The sequence below is a fragment of the Streptomyces sp. NPDC057428 genome, assembly GCF_042803195.1.
Taxonomy (GTDB): Bacteria; Actinomycetota; Actinomycetes; order Streptomycetales; family Streptomycetaceae; genus Streptomyces.
The window spans coordinates 84,829-103,029 of sequence record NZ_JBHVCT010000006.1 but is presented as its reverse complement, the minus strand read 5'-3'; the positions used below and the strand labels follow the sequence as shown (position 1 = coordinate 103,029).

The following is an 18,201-nucleotide window of genomic DNA, read 5'->3' as shown; positions in this document are numbered from 1 at the left end:
GAGTCGTGGTGCGGACCAGCGCTTGGTCCTACCACTGAGGGGCTGCGGGGCTGACTCAGCCTTCGACCGTGATGCCCATGGAACGGGCGGTGCCAGCGATGATCTTCGACGCGGCGTCGAGGTCGTTGGCGTTCAGGTCGGGGAGCTTCGTCGTGGCGATCTCGCGGACCTGGGCGGCCGTCAGCTTGGCGACCTTGGTCTTGTGCGGCTCGCCGGAGCCCTTGTCCACACCCGCGGCCTTGAGGATCAGCTTGGCGGCCGGCGGAGTCTTCGTGATGAAGGTGAAGGAGCGGTCGTCGTAGACCGTGATCTCCACCGGCACGACCATGCCACGCTGCGACTCGGTCGCGGCGTTGTAGGCCTTGCAGAACTCCATGATGTTGACGCCGTGCTGGCCCAGCGCGGGGCCGACCGGCGGTGCCGGGTTGGCCGCACCGGCGTTGATCTGGAGCTTGATAAGCCCCGTGATCTTCTTCTTCTTGGGAGGCATTGCTCTCTCCGGGTCCTAGTGAGAGTGTTTCGCCGCCATTCCGGTCATCCGGATGGGGGCATACCGCACAACAATAACGGGTATAGCTGCACGACCGAAAACGAGCAGGTCAGGCCAGCTGTGAAGCCGGTCTGACCTGCTCGGTAGGCATGTGTCCAGAAGCTGGCGGAAAGGCGTCAGTTCTTCTGGATCTGGTCGAAGCTGAGCTCGACCGGGGTCTCGCGGCCAAAGATCTCGACGAGGCCCTTGACCTTCTTCGAGTCGGCGTTGATCTCGTTGATCGTCGCCTGCAGCGTCGCGAACGGCCCGTCGGTGACGGTGACCGAGTCGCCCACCTCGAAGTCCAGCACCTGGACCTCGACCTTGCGGGCGGGAGCCGGCCTGCCCTCGGCCTCGGCCGCCTCGCGGGCCGCCTTCTCCTCGGCCTCGGGGGCGAGCATCTTGACGATCTCGTCCAGCGTCAGCGGGTACGGGTCGTAGGCGTTGCCGACGAAGCCGGTGACGCCGGGCGTGTTGCGGACGACGCCCCACGACTCGTTCGTCAGGTCCATGCGCACCAGGACGTAGCCGGGGAGCTTGTTCTGGCGGACGTTCTTGCGCTCGCCGTTCTTGATCTGGACGATCTCTTCCTCGGGCACTTCGGCCTGGTAGATGAAGTCCTCGACGTTGAGCGAGACGGCGCGCTGCTCCAGGTTGGCCTTCACGCGCTTCTCGTAACCGGCGTACGTGTGGATGACGTACCACTCGCCGGGAAGTCCGCGGAGTTCGTCGCGCAGGGCGGTGACGGGGTCGACCGGTTCGGCCTCCTCGACATCTTCCTCGTCCTCGGCGGCGACCGCTTCGTCGTCCTCGGAGGACTCGTCGTCCTCGGCGGAGTCGTCGGAAGCAACCTCGTCGGAAGCGGCGTCGTCCTCGTGGGACTCGGCGGGCTCGCCTTCGACGGCGTCAGCAGCCTCGACCTGGTCCGGGGCCACGGCATCCGCCGCCTCGACGATGTCGAGCTCGTCCTCGGCGGACTCGACGGCGCTCGCCGTAGGCTCGGCGTCGTCGTTCAGGTTCGGGTCAGACACGATGGCTGCTTCTTCCTGGATACATATGGGTGGAACATGCGAAAGGGGCGCCGATGAGGCGCCCTCCGCGGGGATCAGCCGAAGACGTACTTGATGACCCGCGCGAATCCGAAGTCAATCACGGTGACGAGACCGATCATCACGACCACGAACGCGATCACCACGGCCGTATAGGTCGAGAGCTGGTTGCGCGTCGGCCATACGACCTTGCGGAGCTCAGCGATGATCTGGCGGTAGAACAGCGCGAGCCGACCCAGAGGGCCCTTCTTGCCGCGCTTGCCGCCCTTCCGGGTCTTCTTCTTCGACTCGGGGGCTTCGTCCTCGGCATCAGGCATGTCGATGGAGCCCACGGCGTCCGTCACGCTACTCACCTGATTCCGGGTCATGGCCGTGCCGCGCCCGGTAGAGCCGCACGGCGGTGCATTGAAGTACGTACATGCGCACACATCCTGGCGAAGGAGTGTGTAGCAGGGCCGGAGGGACTTGAACCCCCAACCGCTGGTTTTGGAGACCAGTGCTCTACCAATTGAGCTACGACCCTTTGTGGATTCCACCAACCTACCGCATCTTCACCGGTGGGCCGGTTGAGAAGACGGTGTGGCTGATGAAGGCCAACGACAGGTGAGTGTACGTGCTCAGGGGCGCCGCGTCGAACAGACAACAACCGACCGGTCCTGTCCGGATGCTGTCCGAGTCCTGTCCGGTCCCTGAAACCGCTGTACTCCGGGGTTTTCCGGTCTGCGAGCATGGGGGCATGAGCGCTGCAACTTCTCCGTCCGAGCGCCGGGTCTCGGCCCGCATCGGTGCGATCTCCGAGTCCGCCACCCTCGCCGTCGACGCAAAGGCCAAGGCCCTCAAGGCCGCCGGGCGTCCGGTGATCGGGTTCGGCGCCGGCGAGCCCGACTTCCCGACCCCTGGTTACATCGTCGAGGCCGCGATCGAGGCGTGCCGCAACCCGAAGTACCACCGCTACACCCCCGCGGGCGGTCTTCCCGAGCTCAAGGCCGCCATCGCCGCGAAGACGCTACGCGACTCCGGCTACGAGGTCGAGGCATCCCAGATCCTCGTGACCAACGGCGGCAAGCAGGCCATCTACGAGGCGTTCGCCGCGCTCCTCGATCCGGGCGACGAGGTCATCGTCCCGGCGCCGTACTGGACGACCTACCCCGAGTCGATCCGTCTCGCCGGCGGTGTGCCGGTCGAGGTCGTGGCCGACGAGACCACCGGATACCGGGTCTCGGTGGAGCAGCTCGAGGCGGCCCGTACCGAGCGCACGAAGGTCGTGCTCTTCGTGTCGCCGTCCAACCCGACCGGCGCCGTCTACGACCGGGCCGACACCGAGGCGATCGGACGCTGGGCCGTCGAGCACGGGCTGTGGGTGATGACGGACGAGATCTACGAGCACCTCGTCTACGGCGACGCGACCTTCACCTCGCTCCCCGCGGTCGTGCCCGAGCTGCGCGACAAGTGCATCGTGGTCAACGGTGTCGCCAAGACCTACGCCATGACCGGATGGCGGGTGGGCTGGATCGTCGGCCCCGAGGACATCGTGAAGGCCGCGACGAACCTGCAGTCGCACGCCACGTCCAACGTCAGCAACGTCGCCCAGGCCGCCGCGCTGGCCGCGGTCTCCGGACCGCTGGACGCCGTCGCCGAGATGCGGAACGCCTTCGACCGCCGCCGCAAGACGATCGTGCGCATGCTGAACGAGATCGACGGCGTGCTCTGCCCCGAGCCCGAGGGTGCGTTCTACGCCTATCCGTCGGTGAAGGAGCTGCTCGGCAAGGAGATCAGGGGCAAGCGCCCGGCGGACTCAGTCGAGCTCGCCGCCCTCATCCTGGACGAGGCCGAGGTCGCCGTCGTGCCCGGCGAGGCGTTCGGCACGCCCGGCTACCTCCGGCTGTCTTACGCCCTGGGCGACGACGACCTCGTCGAGGGCATCTCCCGGCTCCAGAAGCTGCTGGGCGAGGCCCGCGACTGACGCTCCTCACCTGAAAAAGGGCCCCCTGGCCAGGGGGCCCTTTTTTGTTCGAACCGCAATCCAGACCAAAGGGTGACGTTCCCTCCACCTGGGCGGCCGGCCGAAATTCCCTGCGAAGATTCAGGGATGGAGCGTGACGTACGGCTGTTGCCCAAGGCCCATCTGCATCTGCACTTCACCGGGTCGATGCGGCCGACGACCCTGCTAGAACTCGCGGACAAGTACGGCGTCCACCTGCCCGAGGCGCTGACCGGAGGCGAGCCGCCCAGCCTGCGGGCCACGGACGAGCGGGGCTGGTTCCGCTTCCAGCGTCTCTACGACATCGCCCGGTCCTGCCTGCGGGAGCCGGAGGACATCCAGCGGCTCGTGCTGGAGACGGCGATGGAGGACGTCGCTGACGGCTCCGGGTGGCTGGAGATCCAGGTCGACCCGACCTCCTACGCCCCGCTCCTAGGCGGGCTCATCCCGGCCATCGAGATCATCCTGGACGCCGTGGACCGTGCCTCCCGCGAGACCGGGCTCGGGATGCGCGTGGTGATCGCGGCGAACCGGATGAAGCACCCGCTGGACGCCCGCACACTGGCCCGGCTCGCCGTGCGGTACGCCGACCGGGGTGTGGTCGGTTTCGGGCTCTCCAACGACGAGCGGCGCGGAATGGCGCGCGACTTCGACCGTGCCTTCGCCATCGCCCGTGAGGGTGGGCTGATCGCCGCACCTCACGGCGGCGAGCTCTCGGGCCCCTCCAGCATCCGGGACTGCCTGGACGACCTCGACGCCGCCCGGATCGGGCACGGGGTGCGGGCGGCCGAGGACCCGCGGCTCATGTCCCTGCTCGCGGAGCGCGGGGTGACCTGCGAGGTCTGCCCGGCGTCCAACGTCGCGCTCGGCGTCTACGAGAAGCCCGACGACGTACCCCTGCGCACTCTGTTCGACGCGGGGGTGCCGATGGCGCTCGGGGCGGACGATCCGCTGCTCTTCGGTTCGCGTCTGGCCGCGCAGTACGACTTCGTACGCCGTCATCACGCCTTCACCGACGAGGAGCTGGCCGAGCTCGCGCGGCAGTCCGTACGCGGCTCGGTGGCGCCCGTCGAGGTGCGGGAGAAGATGCTCGGCGGGATCGACGCCTGGCTCGTCGGCTGACGCCGCCCCGGCGGGACGCGCACGGCGGACCCGTGGCCGGCCCGCGGCCCGCGCGGCGGCGTACGCGCCGCAGGACCGTGGGTGCGGCTACAGGCTGACGCCCACCGTCACCGGTTCGTTGACGAGCGTGACCCCGAAGGCGTCGTGGACCCCGGCGACGACCTCGCGTGCCAGGGCCAGCAGGTCCTCGGTGGTGGCGCCACCCCGGTTGGTGAGGGCGAGCGTGTGCTTGGTGGAGATACGCGCGGGGCCCGTGCCGTACCCCTTGGTGAAGCCCGCCTTGTCGATGAGCCACGCGGCGGAGGTCTTCACCAGCCCCTCGCCGGCGGGGAAGGCAGGCGGCTTCACGTCGCTGCCGAGGCGGCCCTCCGCGCGGGCGAGGAACGCGGCGTACTCCGCCTCGTCGAGGACAGGGTTGGTGAAGAAGGACCCGGCCGACCAGGTGTCGTGGTCCTCGGGGTCGAGCACCATGCCCTTGCCCGCCCGCAGGCGCAGGACCGTCTCACGCGCCGCCTGCGCGGACACCCGGTCCCCCTGCTCGACGCCCATGACGCGGGCCGTCTCCGGGTACCGCAGGGGCGCGGACAGCCCGTCCGCGTCCTCCAGCCCGAAGCGGACGCGCAGGACGACGAACCTGTCGGGTTCGGCCTTGAAGCGGCTGTGGCGGTACGAGAAGGCGCACGCCTCGTTGGGGAGGGTGACCGTCTCCCTCGTGTGCCGGTCGTAGGCGACGACCTCGGTGATCACCGAGGACACCTCCTGCCCGTAGGCGCCGACGTTCTGGATCGGTGTCGCCCCGGCGGACCCGGGGATCCCCGCGAGGCACTCGATGCCTGCCAGGCCCGCCTCGACGGTACGGGCCACGGCGTCGCTCCAGACCTCACCGGCGGCCAGTTCGAGCGTCGTACCGGTGAGCTCGAATCCCGTGGTGGAGATGCGCAGGGCGGTCCCGTCGAAGCCCTTGTCGCCGATGACCAGATTGGACCCGCCGCCGATGACCAGCAGCGGGGTGCCGCTCTCGTCGGCTTCGCGGACGGCGGCGACCACCTCGGCGTCGGTGGTGGCCGTCAGGAGGCGGCCGGCCGGGCCGCCGAGCCGGAAGGTGGTCAGGGGGGCGAGGGGGGCATCGTGGAGTTCCTGCACGGGGACAAGAGTACGGTCCGTGGCCGCCCCGTCGGGGCGGGGCCGCGGACGCGCGAAGGGCGCCCTCACGCGAGAGCGCCCTTCGGTCCGGACACATGGGTGATGCGCCGCGCCCGGCGCGGACGGCCGTACGTCAGGCCAGGCGGACGACGGCGCGGGACATGCCCAGCACCTTCTTGCCGTCGCTCGTCGCCGTCAGGTCGACCCGGACGAGGTTGTCGTCCAGCTTCGCCGCCACCTTGCCGCTGACCTCGACCAGCGCCCCGGTGTCGTCGTTGGGCACGACGACCGGCTTGGTGAACCGCACGCCGTACTCGACGACCGCGCCCGGGTCGCCGGCCCAGTCCGTGACCACCCGGATCGCCTCGGCCATGGTGAACATGCCGTGCGCGATCACATCGGGCAGCCCGACCTCGCGTGCGAACTTCTCGTTCCAGTGAATCGGGTTGAAGTCACCCGAGGCCCCGGCGTACTGCACCAGGGTCGCGCGGGTCACCGGGAAGGACTGCGCGGGCAGCTCCGTACCGACCTCGACCGCTCCGTAGGCGATGCTCGCCGTCATCACGCCTCCTCGGCGGCACGGGCCACCAGCTTCGTCCACGCGGTCACGACGTGCTCACCGGACTCGTCGTGGACCTCGCCGCGGATGTCGACGATGTCATTGCCCGCCATCGACTTGATGGCCTCGATGGTCGAGGTGACGGTCAGCCGGTCCCCCGCCCGCACCGGGCGCACGTAGGCGAACTTCTGGTCGCCGTGCACCACACGGCTGTAGTCCAGGCCCAGCTGCGGGTCCTCGATGACCTGGCCCGCCGCCCTGAAGGTGATCGAGAAGACGAACGTGGGCGGTGCGATCACATCCGGGTGCCCCAGAGCCTTGGCAGCTTCCGTGTCCACGTAAGCGGGGTTGGTATCGCCCACCGCTTCCGCGAACTCCCGGATCTTCTCCCGGCCGACCTCGTACGCCGGGGTGGGCGGATAGGTCCGCCCCACGAAGGACTGGTCGAGCGCCATGAGCCCGCTACCTCCTGATGAAAAGTCGAATAGGGCGAGGAACAACCCAATAAAACGACACGAGGCCGCCCCCAGTGGGGACGGCCTCGTGTACGAGCCTGTTTCAGCGCGTTTCGCGGTGCGCAGTGTGCGAGTTGCAGCGCGGGCAGTGCTTCTTCATCTCAAGACGGTCCGGGTTGTTACGCCGGTTCTTCTTGGTGATGTAGTTCCGCTCCTTGCACTCCACGCAGGCCAGCGTGATCTTCGGGCGGACGTCGGTGGCAGCCACGTGAGTGCTCCTTGGACGGACGGATGGACGGATGAACGCATAAAAGAGTAGCCGATCGAAGGACCGACCCCACAATCGGCTACCGTTAGTAGCGGTGACCGGACTTGAACCGGTGACACAGCGATTATGAGCCGCTTGCTCTACCGACTGAGCTACACCGCTTTGATGCCGGGTTTCCCCGCCGAAGCGGAGTCACCCGATCACCAGAGCCCCAATGCGGAATCGAACCGCAGACCTTCTCCTTACCATGGAGACGCTCTACCGACTGAGCTATTGGGGCGAGCGAGGAAGACATTACACGGTCTGTCGCCGACGCCCAAATCCGTTTCCCCCGCCCTCGCCGGACCCTCCGGAGGCGCTCGGCCGAGCGCCGCGATCGGCCCCCTGATCAGGCTCTTGATCAGCTCGTACGCCGCGTCCGCGAGGCACGCCACGGAGGCTGTGCGACCCCCGCTCCACACCAGGCCCCAAGGACCACATTCGTACGACTAATTTGCCCTCCGCAGTGCGGGCCGGGCTCCCGCCTAGGCTCGGCACACCCTGCGTGATCTTGCTTTTCCAACAGGAGCGGCGCGATGCCCGAAAGCCCCAGCGACGCGCCGGCACTCCTGCTCAGCGGGGCGCGGCTCGCCGACGGGCGCGCCGTCGACGTACGGATCGGCGGGCCGCGCATCGAGGCGGTCGGCACAGTGGGCAGCCTCGGCACCGGGGGAAGGCGGCTCGACCTGCGCGGCTACCTCCTGCTGCCCGCGCCCGCCGAACCGCACGCACATCCCGACACGGCACTCACCGCGGGTGGCCCGGCGTCCCACTGCCCGCAGGACGTCCGTCGCCGAGCCACCGAATCGGCGCTGCTCCAGCTCAGCCACGGCGCCACCGCGGTGCGCGCCCATGTGCGCGTCGGCGACGTCCAGGGGATGGGCACCCTCGAAACCGTGCTGGAGGCCGGACGGTCCCTGCGCGGTCTGACCGACCTGACCACTGTCGCCGTCCCCCGGACCCTTACCGGCGTCGCGGGCGCCGACGGCCTCTCGCGGCTCCGCGATGCCATGGAGATGGGCGCGGACGTCATCGGCGGCTGCCCCGACCTCGACCCGGACCCCGCGGGCTTCACCGAGGCCGTCCTGGACCTCGCCGCCACGCACGGCCGTCCGGTCGACCTGCACACGGACGGAGCCGACCCGGCCCGCCTCGCCAGGCTCGCCGCCATGGCCGGCGGGCTCCGCCCCGGCGTCTGCCTGGGTCCCTGCGCGGGCCTCTCGCGACTTCCGGACGAGGAGGCCGCCCGTACGGCCGACCGGCTCGCGGCCGCCGCCGTGACGGTCGTCTGTCTCCCCCAGGGCCTGTGCTCGGGCTCCCGGCTGCGCGGCACCCCGCCCGTACGGCTGCTGCGGGCCGCCGGGGTACGGGTCGCAGGGGGCAGCGGGGCCCTGCGCGACGGCTCGAACCCGGTCGGCCGAGGCGATCCCCTGGAGGCCGCCTACCTGCTCGCCTCGCAGGAGGGCCTCACTCCGGAGCAGGCCTACGACGCCGTCTCGGCCTCCGCCAGGGCGGCGCTGAGCCTGCCAGAGGTTCGCGTCGAGGCCGGCTTCCCGGCGGAGCTGCTCGCCGTGCGCGGGGACGGCCTGGCAGGGGCGCTCTCCCTGGCCTACAGCCGGATCGTGGTGCACCGGGGACGCGTCGTCGCGCGGACCAGTGCCGTGCGTGAGTACCGCGACTCGGGGGCCGCTTCGGGACTGGATCTTCCTCGCCAGGGAAGGGTGGATTCCGGTCACGGCGGCGGGCCTTGAGCGCGAGCGCGCCCTGCGGCGTACGGTCGGAAGCATGCGCATTGTCATTGCAGGTGGACATGGTCAGATCGCGCTGCGGCTCGAGCGGTTGCTCGCCGCGCGCGGTGACGAGGCGGCGGGCGTCATCCGCAACCCGCGGCAGAGTGAGGACCTGAGAGAGGCGGGGGCGGAACCCGTCGTGCTCGACCTCGAATCGGCGTCCGTCGAGGAGGTGGCGGAGGCGCTCCGGGGAGCGGACGCGGCGGTGTTCGCGGCAGGCGCGGGTCCGAACAGCGGGTCCGCGCGCAAGGACACGGTGGACCGCGGGGCGGCCGTGCTCTTCGCGGACGCGGCGGAGCAGGCGGGGGTGCGGCGCTACATCGTCGTCTCCTCCATGGGCGCCGACCCCCACCACACCGGTGACGAGGTCTTCGACGTCTACCTGCGGGCGAAGGGCGAGGCGGACGCGTACGTACGCTCCAGGTCCGGCCTGGACTGGACGATCCTGCGCCCCGGGATGCTCACGAACGACGCGGGCACCGGCCGGGTCCTGCTCGCCGCCTCGACGGGCCGCGGCCCGATCCCCCGCGACGACGTGGCGGCGGTGCTGCTGGAACTGCTGGACACCCCGGCGACGGCGGGTCTGACGCTGGAACTCATCAGCGGGAACAAGCCGGTGGCGGTCGCGGTGAAGGACGTCGCGGGGAACTGACGCCCGGCCGGGGCGGCGTACTGGTCCAGCTGGCGTGCGCGATCGCGCGCCCGGCGCGACGAACGTCCTGGAGGCCGGGCAACTCCAGCCGCACTGACGAAAGTTGTTTTCGCGGCCCGCCTCCGACAGCACCCTGCGCCCCGGCGGCTTCATCTGGATCACGGTGTGCGGCCGGGAGCTGACCGGCTGGTACGTTCTCGATCTCGACGCGACCGTCGTCACCTGTACCGGCAGGAAGGAAGGCGCGGTGGGCACCTTCAGGGGCGGCTTCGGCCACATGCCGCTGGGGGCATGGGTGGCCAACACCCGCGAGCACGTCGCGACGCTGCTGCGGCCCGGCAACGCACCGCCCCACGACGTCGCCGACCGCAAGACGGTGCTGGCCGCCGCGCTGCGGTGACTTGCGCTGCCGCTGTGCTCCAAGCTGCTGGTCCGAATCGACGGCGCGGCCTTCAGCCACGTTCTCGACCATCTCCAGCAACTGTCCACCAGGCGACGCCGGGTGCGCTGGGTGACCGGCGTGCGCGATCTGACCGGCTGATCGGCAGGACGCATGGACCCTGCCGGCGGTGACCGGTCACAGGTGCACGGACCGGTCGCCGTGACCGTTCAGCCCCGCACTCGGCACGCCTCCGGAAACCAGCACAGGGCCGCCATGGCCGAGTGCGGCGCCTCTGCATGTGAGTAGCTCAACCACGCACCATGACCGAGAAGGCGTTTGGCATCGTCCACGGGTGGACCGAACCGCCCGCCGTGAGGTGCTCAGCGATTACGCGCGCCGGCCTCTGCTTCAGCGGAACCGTCTTCTCCTGGCCGAGGCAATGTGTGAACCAAGTTTGCGCAATAGGGTTCGCGCAGCAGCCATCTTTCGTGAGGTCGCTCGGGCTCAGCATGAGAATGTGAGGCCCCGTCGGGGCGGCTGGGGTTACGCCTTTTCGGCGGACCTTTCTTACCACGCACATCACCCAGGGGTGCGAACTGCGGAACCGCTCCAGAGCGGGTGAATACGGTCAGTGCGACCCGCGGGAAGCGTCCGCCCCCGGTCCCATTCGTTCTCCGGAACGCTCTACCTCCCGACGCGGAAGTCGCGTCGGGCTCTCTCCGAACCCGATCGACGTACAGGAGTTACACATGAACCAGCGCCGCGTTCGCCAGGTACAGGAGGCAACTCTTCCCCTGCTCGACCCCGCCGACACCATCGACCACGTGGGCCTCACGAAGATCGGTTCGGTATCGGTGCGGCGCCGGCTCGCCACCACCGCGGCAGCAGCGATACTCAGCGGGGGGCACCTGATAGCCATCGCCCAGCCGAGACCGATGTACTTCGCGCTCACCCGCGAGCGCATGCTGTTCTTCGATCTCAAGGCCGTGACCGGCTCACCCGGCCCGGTCCAGATGCAGCTGCCCCGGGAGTTGCTGTCGACGGCGCCCCTGCGCAGAGCCCTGCTGGGCCTCGGTCTTCAGACCGTCCTGACGATCGATGGCTCCCACCAGGCATTCGCGCTGACCTTCCCACCCGTCGCGAAGCCCGACGCCCGAGCACTCGACGCCCTCCTCCCGCGTACCCGCTGACTTGACTCTGTCGGGGATCTTGGAGCTGTCGAGGTCAGGTGCCCAGGGTTCTCCAGGATTTCGGTCGGGTAGGTCGCGCTGGTCGAGGTAGTTCTGGAAGGCAGTCGGTCGGCGAGATGCAGGTGCGTCCTCAGCCGGTGGCAGTCTGCTGAGGCCCTCGATGTCGACAGCTATGGCCGTCAGAACGTGTCGGATATGGGCCTCTCCCTCTCGGTAGCAGCAGCGTCGCATGCCGTGTCCGTGGGCGAATTCGTCGACTGTTCCCTCCACTCCGGAACGGATCGCGTAGCGGGTCTTCCACCAGCCCCGGCTGACCTGACCCTGGGGGCAGGTCACCTGCTGGCGGTCGTAGTCGACATGGAAGTCGTCCCGGGCGAAGCCGCTCCGCGGGGCCCAGCGGATTTCCCCGCTGGCCAAGCCCCGGATCGAAGCGACGCTGCGGGGCGGCCGGTAGCCGCCGAGCCTGCCCCCACGCCCGCCCCACACAAGCTGGTCAACGGTGGGATTCGGGTGAGACAAGGTGAGAACACCGGGCCGCTCGGCACCATCCGCGGCCACGCCTCCGCACATGCAGAAACCCCGCCCGACCTGGTGTTCAATCAGGTCGGACGGGGTTTCGCGTCCTGTGGCGGCGCCAGGGTTCGAACCTGGGTAGGCTGAGCCGGCAGATTTACAGTCTGCTCCCTTTGGCCACTCGGGCACACCGCCTAGAACGACGCTTTGAAGGCCTTGCGGGCTCCTTGGCGACGACGTAAACGATACCCGATGCCCAGGGGTGCTACGCCACCTGATTGATCAGTGCCGGGCGCGGGCGGGGGTGGCTAGGCTTTGTGCCGTACCCAACGCATACGACACAAGGAGCCACACGTCATGGCCGACTCCAGTTTCGACATCGTCTCGAAGGTCGAGCGGCAGGAGGTCGACAACGCCCTCAACCAGGCCGCCAAGGAGATCTCCCAGCGCTACGACTTCAAGGGGGCGGGCGCGTCGATCTCCTGGTCCGGCGAGAAGATCCTGATGGAGGCGAACGGCGAGGAGCGCGTCAAGGCGATCCTCGACATCTTCCAGTCCAAGCTGATCAAGCGCGGGATCTCCCTGAAGTCGCTGGACGCGGGCGAGCCGCAACTGTCCGGCAAGGAGTACAAGATCTTCGCCTCGATCGAAGAGGGCATCTCCCAGGAGAACGCCAAGAAGGTGGCGAAGATCATTCGCGATGAGGGCCCCAAGGGCGTCAAGGCGCAGGTCCAGGGCGAAGAGCTGCGCGTCAGCTCCAAGAGTCGCGACGACCTCCAGGCGGTGCAGGCGCTCATCAAGGGCAAGGACCTGGACTTCGCTGTGCAGTTCGCCAACTACCGGTAGACGGTTCGCTGCCGTGTGCAGCGGTGCGGGGGCGGGGCGGGGTGTGCCTGATCGGCACGGCCCGCCCCGATCTCATGCCCCCCTGGGTGCCGTTGTGTTCGTTCGTACGCCCTGCGGCGCCCGGGGCCGCCTCGTCCGCCGCCTGATGCGTGACACACGGAGCCGTACGGGTGGGAAGGTCAGCGGCGTTCGCGGGAGTTGCCGAAGAGCAGCCTGTAGGCGATCAGCAGGACCAGGGATCCGGCGATGGCCGCGATCCAGGTGGCGGTGTCGTAGAAGTCCGTGCTGATGGGGCGGTCGAGGAAGCGGGACGACAACCAGCCGCCCAGGAAGGCACCCACGACTCCGATCAGGGTCGTGCCGATGATGCCGCCGGGGTCGCGGCCGGGCAGAAGCAGCTTGGCTATTGCGCCGGCCAGCAGCCCGAGGATGATCCAGCTGATGATGCTCATGTTGCTTACCTACCCGTCACTTGTTCCTGCAAGCCAGGACGCCTGGAGGACGGGTACGGTTGCCGGCCGGGTCGTGTTCAGCGGCCCGCGAACAGCTGGTCGTCGCTGCGGACGATCTCCTTGCCGAAGGGCATCAGTGAGACGGGGATCAGCTTGAAGTTCGCGATGCCGAGGGGGATGCCGATGATCGTGACGCACAGCGCGATGCCGGTGAAGATGTGGCCGAGGGCCAGCCACCAGCCCGCGAGGATCACCCAGAGGACGTTTCCGATGAGTGATGGGCTGCCGGCGTCGTAACGGTCGACGACTCTGTAGCCGAAGGGCCAGAGGGCGTAGACGCCGATACGGAACGCTGCCAGGCCGAAGGGGATGCCGATGATCGTGATGCAGAGCAGGAGCCCTGCGGCGAAGTAGCCGAGGAACATCCAGAATCCGCACAGGACCAGCCAAATGACGTTCAGGATTGTCTTCACGGTCGATACCCTGCCATCTGCTCGAGTCGGGAGATGCGTTCGGCCATGGGCGGGTGGGTGGAGAACATCTTGGACAGGCCCTGGCCGGGACGGAACGGGTTCGCGATCATCATGTGACTCGCGGTCTCGATCCGGGGTTCGGGTGGGAGTGGAAGCTGTTTGGTGCCGGCGTCCAGCTTGCGCAGGGCGCTCGCCAGAGCCAGCGGGTCGCCGGTGAGCTGTGCCCCGGACGCGTCCGCCTGGTACTCGCGGGAACGGCTCACGGCGAGTTGGATGACCGATGCGGCGAGCGGGCCGAGGATGAGCACCAGGAGCATCCCGAGGATGCCCGGGCCGTCGTCGTCGTCGGACCGCCCTATGGGGATGAGCCACGCGAAGTTGACGAGGAACATGACGACGGAGGCGAGGGCGCCCGCGACGGAGGAGATGAGGATGTCGCGGTTGTAGACGTGGCTCAGCTCGTGTCCGAGGACGCCCCGCAGTTCGCGTTCGTCGAGAATCTGGAGGATGCCCTCGGTGCAGCACACGGCCGCGTTCCGTGGGTTGCGGCCTGTCGCGAAGGCGTTGGGTGCCTGCGTCGGCGAGATGTAGAGCCGGGGCATGGGCTGGCGGGCCGCGGTCGAGAGCTCGCGGACCGTGCGGTAGAGCTGCGGCGCTTCGAACTCGCTGACCGGGCGCGCCCTCATGGCGCGCAGGGCGAGCTTGTCGCTGTTCCAGTACGCGTAGGCGTTGGTGGCGACGGCGACGACCAGCGCCACGATCAGCCCGGTGCGTCCGAAGAAGCTGCCGATGACGATGATGAGGGCCGAGAGGCCCCCGAGGAGTACAGCGGTTTTCAGCCCGTTGTGCCGGCGGTGCACGGTAGCCCTCCAAATGGTGCGGCAGGGGGACCCTTGCTCAGTGGTGCTCCACTCTCCAGTGGAGCCTCCCTTACTGGTCAACGCCAGGCGACGGAAGCTAGTTCCCTTGTGCTCGGGCGCCGGGGGCAACGGCCCAGGGGCGGATCCGATCGGATCCGCCCCTGGGCCGTACGGGTGGAAAGCGCGCTCGTGCGGGCTCCGGACGCCCGTTATGCGTCAGCGCTGGAGGGGCAGTCCCGCGAGCGCGCGGGCCTGCGCGTCCGGCTCCACGTCGCTGGTGCAGTGGGCGCAGCGGCTGGCGATGGCCGGGATCTCGGTGAAGCAGCGGGGGCAGTCGCGCAGGGCGGCCTTGATGTCGACTTTCTCCTGCTCCTGCTTGGCCGTGAAGCGGTTCTGGACCTTGGCCATCGGGAGTACGACCAGGAAGTAGAGCACCGCGGCGGTGATGAGGAAGGCGATGGCGGCGCTGACGAAGAGGCCGTAGGGAAATTCCACGCCGTCGACGGTGTAGTGGGCCTTGCTGTAGTCACCGGCCCCGCGGGTGAATAGCCCGATCAGCGGCAGGATGAACGCTTTGCTGAAGCCCGTGACCACCGCGGTGAAGGCGACCCCGACGGCGAGGCCGATGGCCATGGAGATGACGTTCCCGCGGAGGATGAAGTCCTTGAACCCGTTCAGCACCGCTCTGGCTCCTCTGTGCTCTCTCGTGCGTGCTCTTCTTGGGTGACGTGTGCACGCACGACCATGCCCTGAGCGCGGGGCGCCGGGCAAGCCGGTCGGGCGTGGGCGGCAGCGGTCAGAAGAGGCTGCCTGCGGCGACGCGGAGGATGAGCTGGGGAGCGCCGGAGAGTGTGACTCCCGTTACCGCGGTGAGGGCGATCGCAACGGTGAGCGGGGCGGGGACCCGGTGCCCGGGAGCGGCCGGCGTCTCTTCGGTGGCGGCGTCGGTCCCGGGGGTCCTGAAGAGTTCGGCGGTCCATCGCAGGTAGTAGTACAGCGCGATCACCACGTTGACGGCCATGACGACCGCGAGCCAGCCGAGCCCCGCGTCGACCGCCGCGGCGAAGACGGTCACCTTGGCGAAGAGACCGATGATCCCGGGCGGCAGGCCGGCCAGGCAGAGCAGGAAGAAGCCCATCGCGAGCGCGGCCAGGGGTCGTGTGGCGTAGAGGCCTCGGTAGTCGCTCAGCCGGTTGCCCGGGTGGGCGCGGGCGACGAGGGCGGCCACCGAGAAGGCGCCGAGGTTCACCACGGCGTACATGAGCGCGTAGGCCACTGTGGAGCCGATCCGGGCGTCGCTGGAGTGCGTGGCCGCGGCGATCGGGACGAGGAGGTATCCGGCCTGGCCGACGGACGACCAGGCGAGGAGGCGTACGGCGCTGCGGGCGCGGGTCGCCGTCTGCCGGAGTGCGGCGACGTTGCCGATGGTCATGGTGAGTGCGGCGAGGACGGCCAGGACGGGGCCCCACACGTCGGCGTAGGACGGGAAGCCGATCACCGTGACGAGGACCAGTCCGGAGAAGCCCACCGCCTTGCCGACGACCGAGAGGTAGGCGGCGATGGGGAGCGGGGCTCCGACGTAGGTGTCGGGAACCCAGAAGTGGAAGGGGGCCGCGGCCGTCTTGAAGGCGAAGCCGACGAGGGTGAGGACGACCCCGGTCCCGGCGAGGGTCTGGAACTGCCCGGGCACGTCGTCGAGCCGGGCGGCGATCTCGGTGAGGTGCATGGTGCCCGTGGTGGCGTAGACGAAGCTGACGCCGAGCAGCGTGACGGCGGTGGCGACGACCGAGGAGAGGAAGAACTTCAGGGCGGCTTCCGAGGAGCGCCGGTCGCCGTGCTTGATGCCGACCAGGGCGAATGCCGGCAGCGAGGCGACTTCGAGGGCCACGACGAGCGTGGCGAGGTCCCGGGCCGCGGGCAGGAGGGCGGCGCCCGCGGCGGAGGAGAGCAGCAGGAACCAGAATTCGCCGGCCGGGAGCTTGCCGGTGTCCCCGATCGAGAGCAGCGCGGTGAGCAGGGCTCCGACGAGTACGAGGGCCTGGATGACGAGCGCGAAGTGGTCGGCGGTGTAGCTGCAGGCGTCGGCCCCGTCGGTGAGGCAGAAGGTGGAGCGGTCACCGGCACGTAGGGGAATGAGCAGGGCGAGTGCGGCGACGAGCCCGGCGACGGCTCCGTAGCCGAGGAGCGGTTTGCGCCGCTCGCCGACGAAGAGGTCGGCGACGAGGACGAGCAGTGCCACCCCCGCCGTGACGACGGGGGGTGCGATCGCGAGCCAGTCGACGGACTGGACGAGGCTCGCGGCCCCGGTTGCGCTGTCGGCTGCCACGGTCACGACTTGCCTCCTGCGAGGAGCTTCTGCACGGCCGGGTCGGTGAGGCCGAGGAGGACGGCGGGCCAGAGTCCGGCGAGGACGGTCAGTGCGGCGAGGGGGGTCCAGGCGGCGAGCTCGTAGCTCTTGACGTCGGCGACCGCCTCGGTCCGCTCACGCCTCTCGCCCATGCAGACGCGGCGTACGACGATGAGCATGTACGCCGCGGTGAGCAGTGTGCCGAGGGCGCCGAGGGACATGTAGGTGAGGAAGGCGGGGCGGCTCAGTCCCTCGGCGGGGTCGAAGGCGCCGAACAGGGTGAGCATCTCGCCCCAGAAGCCGGCGAGGCCGGGGAGTCCGAGCGAGGCGACAGCGGCGAAGGCGAGGAGGCCGCCGAGGTGGGGCGCACGGCCGTAGAGCGCCGCACCCGTGGCACCGGACAGGGTGTCGAGGTCCGCAGTGCCATAACGGTCCTTGACGGCACCGACCAGGAAGAAGAGCAGGCCGGTGATCAGGCCGTGGGCGATGTTGGCGAAGAGCGCGCCGTTCACGCCGGTCGGGGTCATCGTCGCGATGCCGAGGAGCACGAAGCCCATGTGGCCCACGGACGAGTAGGCGATCAGGCGCTTCAGGTCGCCCTTGGCCCCGGGGCGGGCGAGGGCGAGGCAGGCGAGCGACCCGTAGATGATCCCGACGGCGGCGAAGGCCGCCAGGTACGGCGCGAAGGTCCGCATCCCGTCGGGGGCGACGGGGAGCAGGATGCGGACGAATCCGTACGTACCCATCTTCAGCATGACGCCGGCCAGGAGGACGGAGCCCACCGTCGGGGCGGCGGTGTGGGCGTCGGGCAGCCAGGTGTGCAGTGGCCACATCGGGGTCTTCACCGCGAGGCCGATCCCGATCGCCAGTACGGCGATGACCTGTACGGACGTGGTGAGACCGCGGCCGTTGTCAGTGGCGAGTGCCACCATGTCGAATGTGCCGTTCTTCAGCCCGACGAGGAGCAGCCCCAGCAGCATGATCACGGATCCGAGCAGGGTGTACAGGATGAATTTCCAGGCGGCGGGCTGCTTCCGGTCGCCGCCCCAGCGGGCGATGAGGAAGTACATCGGGATGAGGACCATCTCGAAGGCCAGGAAGAACAGCAGCAGGTCGAGGACGGCGAAGGTCGCGAGGGTGCCGGACTCGAGCAGCAGGACCAGCGCGACGAAGGCCTTTGCGGAGGGGCCCGCGGGGAGCTTGAAGTAGCTGTAGAGCGCGCAGAGGAAGGTCAGCAGCGCGGTCAGTACGAGAAGGGGGAGCGAGATGCCGTCGGTGCCGAGGTGGATCCGGACGTCGAGTGCCGGGATCCAGCTGATGTCGGTGGTGGCCTGCATCTTCGACGGATGGTCGTGGTCGAAGCCCGCGGCCAGGACGAGCGCGGCGACGAGCACGGCGCCGGTGACGGTCACTCCGTGGCGGAGCACGGCCTGGTCGGGGTTCCTGCCCTTGAGCCCGGGCGGGGCGGGCAGGAGTGCGGCGGCCGCTCCCAGCAGCGGGACGACCAGGATGAACGCCAGAAGAAGCTGCATCACGGATGCGCTGATATCG

At 69.1% G+C, this 18,201-nt stretch carries 20 protein-coding genes and 4 tRNA genes; 7 read left to right on the top strand and 17 right to left on the bottom strand.

Annotation, left to right across the window (positions count from 1 at the left end; genetic code table 11):
- Window positions 1–55: 55 nt before the first annotated feature.
- The 4 genes from rplK to ACFU5K_RS04300 all read right to left on the bottom strand — a co-directional run bounded on the left by rplK (window position 56) and on the right by ACFU5K_RS04300 (window position 2,101).
- Window positions 56–490, bottom strand: a complete 435-nt coding sequence (gene rplK, locus ACFU5K_RS04315; RefSeq protein WP_073740413.1) for a 50S ribosomal protein L11 — start codon at window positions 488–490, stop codon at window positions 56–58.
- Window positions 491–666: 176 nt separating this feature from the next.
- Window positions 667–1,560, bottom strand: a complete 894-nt coding sequence (gene nusG / locus ACFU5K_RS04310; protein WP_384056600.1) for a transcription termination/antitermination protein NusG — start codon at window positions 1,558–1,560, stop codon at window positions 667–669.
- Between the two features lie 74 nt (window positions 1,561–1,634).
- Entirely contained in the window at window positions 1,635–1,922 is a 288-nt protein-coding gene (gene secE, locus ACFU5K_RS04305) for a preprotein translocase subunit SecE (protein ID WP_384056597.1), read from the bottom strand.
- A 106-nt stretch (window positions 1,923–2,028) separates the two neighbouring features.
- A tRNA-Trp gene (locus tag ACFU5K_RS04300) sits at window positions 2,029–2,101 on the bottom strand.
- A 213-nt stretch (window positions 2,102–2,314) separates the two neighbouring features.
- Between ACFU5K_RS04300 and ACFU5K_RS04295 the strand changes: the two genes are divergently transcribed.
- Both ACFU5K_RS04295 and ACFU5K_RS04290 read left to right on the top strand, forming a co-directional pair.
- A complete protein-coding gene (locus ACFU5K_RS04295) occupies window positions 2,315–3,541 on the top strand; it encodes a pyridoxal phosphate-dependent aminotransferase (RefSeq protein WP_384056595.1) in 1,227 nt (408 codons plus the stop codon).
- A 126-nt stretch (window positions 3,542–3,667) separates the two neighbouring features.
- Entirely contained in the window at window positions 3,668–4,681 is a 1,014-nt protein-coding gene (locus ACFU5K_RS04290) for an adenosine deaminase (RefSeq protein ID WP_384056592.1), read from the top strand.
- 87 nt (window positions 4,682–4,768) lie between these two features.
- Here the strand turns inward: ACFU5K_RS04290 and ACFU5K_RS04285 are convergent, their stop codons facing one another.
- The 6 genes from ACFU5K_RS04285 to ACFU5K_RS04260 form a co-directional block, all read right to left on the bottom strand.
- Window positions 4,769–5,824 (bottom strand): UDP-N-acetylmuramate dehydrogenase, encoded by a 1,056-nt coding sequence (locus tag ACFU5K_RS04285; RefSeq protein WP_384056589.1) that lies wholly within the window; start codon window positions 5,822–5,824, stop codon window positions 4,769–4,771.
- 133 nt (window positions 5,825–5,957) lie between these two features.
- Complete coding sequence (locus tag ACFU5K_RS04280; protein ID WP_384056586.1) at window positions 5,958–6,386, bottom strand: MaoC family dehydratase; 429 nt, start codon at window positions 6,384–6,386, stop codon at window positions 5,958–5,960.
- Window positions 6,386–6,838 (bottom strand): MaoC family dehydratase N-terminal domain-containing protein, encoded by a 453-nt coding sequence (locus tag ACFU5K_RS04275; protein ID WP_384056583.1) that lies wholly within the window; start codon window positions 6,836–6,838, stop codon window positions 6,386–6,388. The genes ACFU5K_RS04280 and ACFU5K_RS04275 overlap by 1 nt, the downstream gene beginning before the upstream one ends.
- Window positions 6,839–6,941: 103 nt before the next feature.
- On the bottom strand, window positions 6,942–7,106 hold the full coding sequence (gene rpmG / locus ACFU5K_RS04270; protein ID WP_003956487.1) for a 50S ribosomal protein L33: 165 nt from the start codon (window positions 7,104–7,106) through the stop codon (window positions 6,942–6,944).
- Window positions 7,107–7,195: 89 nt separating this feature from the next.
- Window positions 7,196–7,268 (bottom strand) — tRNA-Met (locus ACFU5K_RS04265).
- 45 nt (window positions 7,269–7,313) lie between these two features.
- Window positions 7,314–7,386, bottom strand: a tRNA-Thr gene (locus tag ACFU5K_RS04260).
- A 295-nt stretch (window positions 7,387–7,681) separates the two neighbouring features.
- Between ACFU5K_RS04260 and ACFU5K_RS04255 the strand changes: the two genes are divergently transcribed.
- The 4 genes from ACFU5K_RS04255 (at window position 7,682) to ACFU5K_RS04240 (ending at window position 11,159) form a co-directional block, all read left to right on the top strand.
- Window positions 7,682–8,896, top strand: a complete 1,215-nt coding sequence (locus tag ACFU5K_RS04255; RefSeq protein ID WP_384056581.1) for an amidohydrolase family protein — start codon at window positions 7,682–7,684, stop codon at window positions 8,894–8,896.
- A 34-nt stretch (window positions 8,897–8,930) separates the two neighbouring features.
- Window positions 8,931–9,587 carry an SDR family oxidoreductase gene (locus ACFU5K_RS04250; protein ID WP_384056579.1) on the top strand — a complete coding sequence of 219 codons (657 nt, stop codon included), beginning with the start codon at window positions 8,931–8,933 and terminating at the stop codon, window positions 9,585–9,587.
- Between the two features lie 103 nt (window positions 9,588–9,690).
- Complete coding sequence (locus ACFU5K_RS04245) at window positions 9,691–9,987, top strand: hypothetical protein (protein ID WP_384056576.1); 297 nt, start codon at window positions 9,691–9,693, stop codon at window positions 9,985–9,987.
- A 731-nt stretch (window positions 9,988–10,718) separates the two neighbouring features.
- On the top strand, window positions 10,719–11,159 hold the full coding sequence (locus ACFU5K_RS04240) for a hypothetical protein (protein ID WP_384056573.1): 441 nt from the start codon (window positions 10,719–10,721) through the stop codon (window positions 11,157–11,159).
- Window positions 11,160–11,785: 626 nt separating this feature from the next.
- On the opposite strand, the gene ACFU5K_RS04235 is transcribed toward ACFU5K_RS04240, so the two are convergent.
- A tRNA-Tyr gene (locus ACFU5K_RS04235) sits at window positions 11,786–11,867 on the bottom strand.
- A 162-nt stretch (window positions 11,868–12,029) separates the two neighbouring features.
- On the opposite strand from ACFU5K_RS04235, the gene ACFU5K_RS04230 reads away from it, so the two are divergent.
- Window positions 12,030–12,518 carry a YajQ family cyclic di-GMP-binding protein gene (locus tag ACFU5K_RS04230; protein ID WP_384056571.1) on the top strand — a complete coding sequence of 163 codons (489 nt, stop codon included), beginning with the start codon at window positions 12,030–12,032 and terminating at the stop codon, window positions 12,516–12,518.
- 179 nt (window positions 12,519–12,697) lie between these two features.
- Here the strand turns inward: ACFU5K_RS04230 and ACFU5K_RS04225 are convergent, their stop codons facing one another.
- From ACFU5K_RS04225 to ACFU5K_RS04200, 6 genes are all read right to left on the bottom strand, one after another.
- Window positions 12,698–12,970 carry a GlsB/YeaQ/YmgE family stress response membrane protein gene (locus ACFU5K_RS04225; RefSeq protein ID WP_384056569.1) on the bottom strand — a complete coding sequence of 91 codons (273 nt, stop codon included), beginning with the start codon at window positions 12,968–12,970 and terminating at the stop codon, window positions 12,698–12,700.
- A gap of 77 nt (window positions 12,971–13,047) precedes the next feature.
- Window positions 13,048–13,443 carry a YccF domain-containing protein gene (locus ACFU5K_RS04220; protein ID WP_384056566.1) on the bottom strand — a complete coding sequence of 132 codons (396 nt, stop codon included), beginning with the start codon at window positions 13,441–13,443 and terminating at the stop codon, window positions 13,048–13,050.
- Window positions 13,440–14,303, bottom strand: coding sequence for a zinc metalloprotease HtpX (htpX, locus tag ACFU5K_RS04215; RefSeq protein ID WP_384056563.1), 864 nt, complete (start codon window positions 14,301–14,303; stop codon window positions 13,440–13,442). Before htpX ends, ACFU5K_RS04220 begins: the two co-directional genes overlap by 4 nt.
- Window positions 14,304–14,519: 216 nt before the next feature.
- The gene (locus ACFU5K_RS04210) at window positions 14,520–14,984 is read right to left on the bottom strand and encodes an MscL family protein (RefSeq protein WP_384056560.1); all 465 of its coding nucleotides are present in this window, start codon (window positions 14,982–14,984) and stop codon (window positions 14,520–14,522) included.
- A 115-nt stretch (window positions 14,985–15,099) separates the two neighbouring features.
- The gene (locus tag ACFU5K_RS04205) at window positions 15,100–16,635 is read right to left on the bottom strand and encodes an NADH-quinone oxidoreductase subunit N (RefSeq protein ID WP_384056558.1); all 1,536 of its coding nucleotides are present in this window, start codon (window positions 16,633–16,635) and stop codon (window positions 15,100–15,102) included.
- On the bottom strand, window positions 16,632–18,182 hold the full coding sequence (locus ACFU5K_RS04200; RefSeq protein ID WP_384056673.1) for a NuoM family protein: 1,551 nt from the start codon (window positions 18,180–18,182) through the stop codon (window positions 16,632–16,634). The genes ACFU5K_RS04205 and ACFU5K_RS04200 overlap by 4 nt, the downstream gene beginning before the upstream one ends.
- Window positions 18,183–18,201 lie beyond the last annotated feature (19 nt).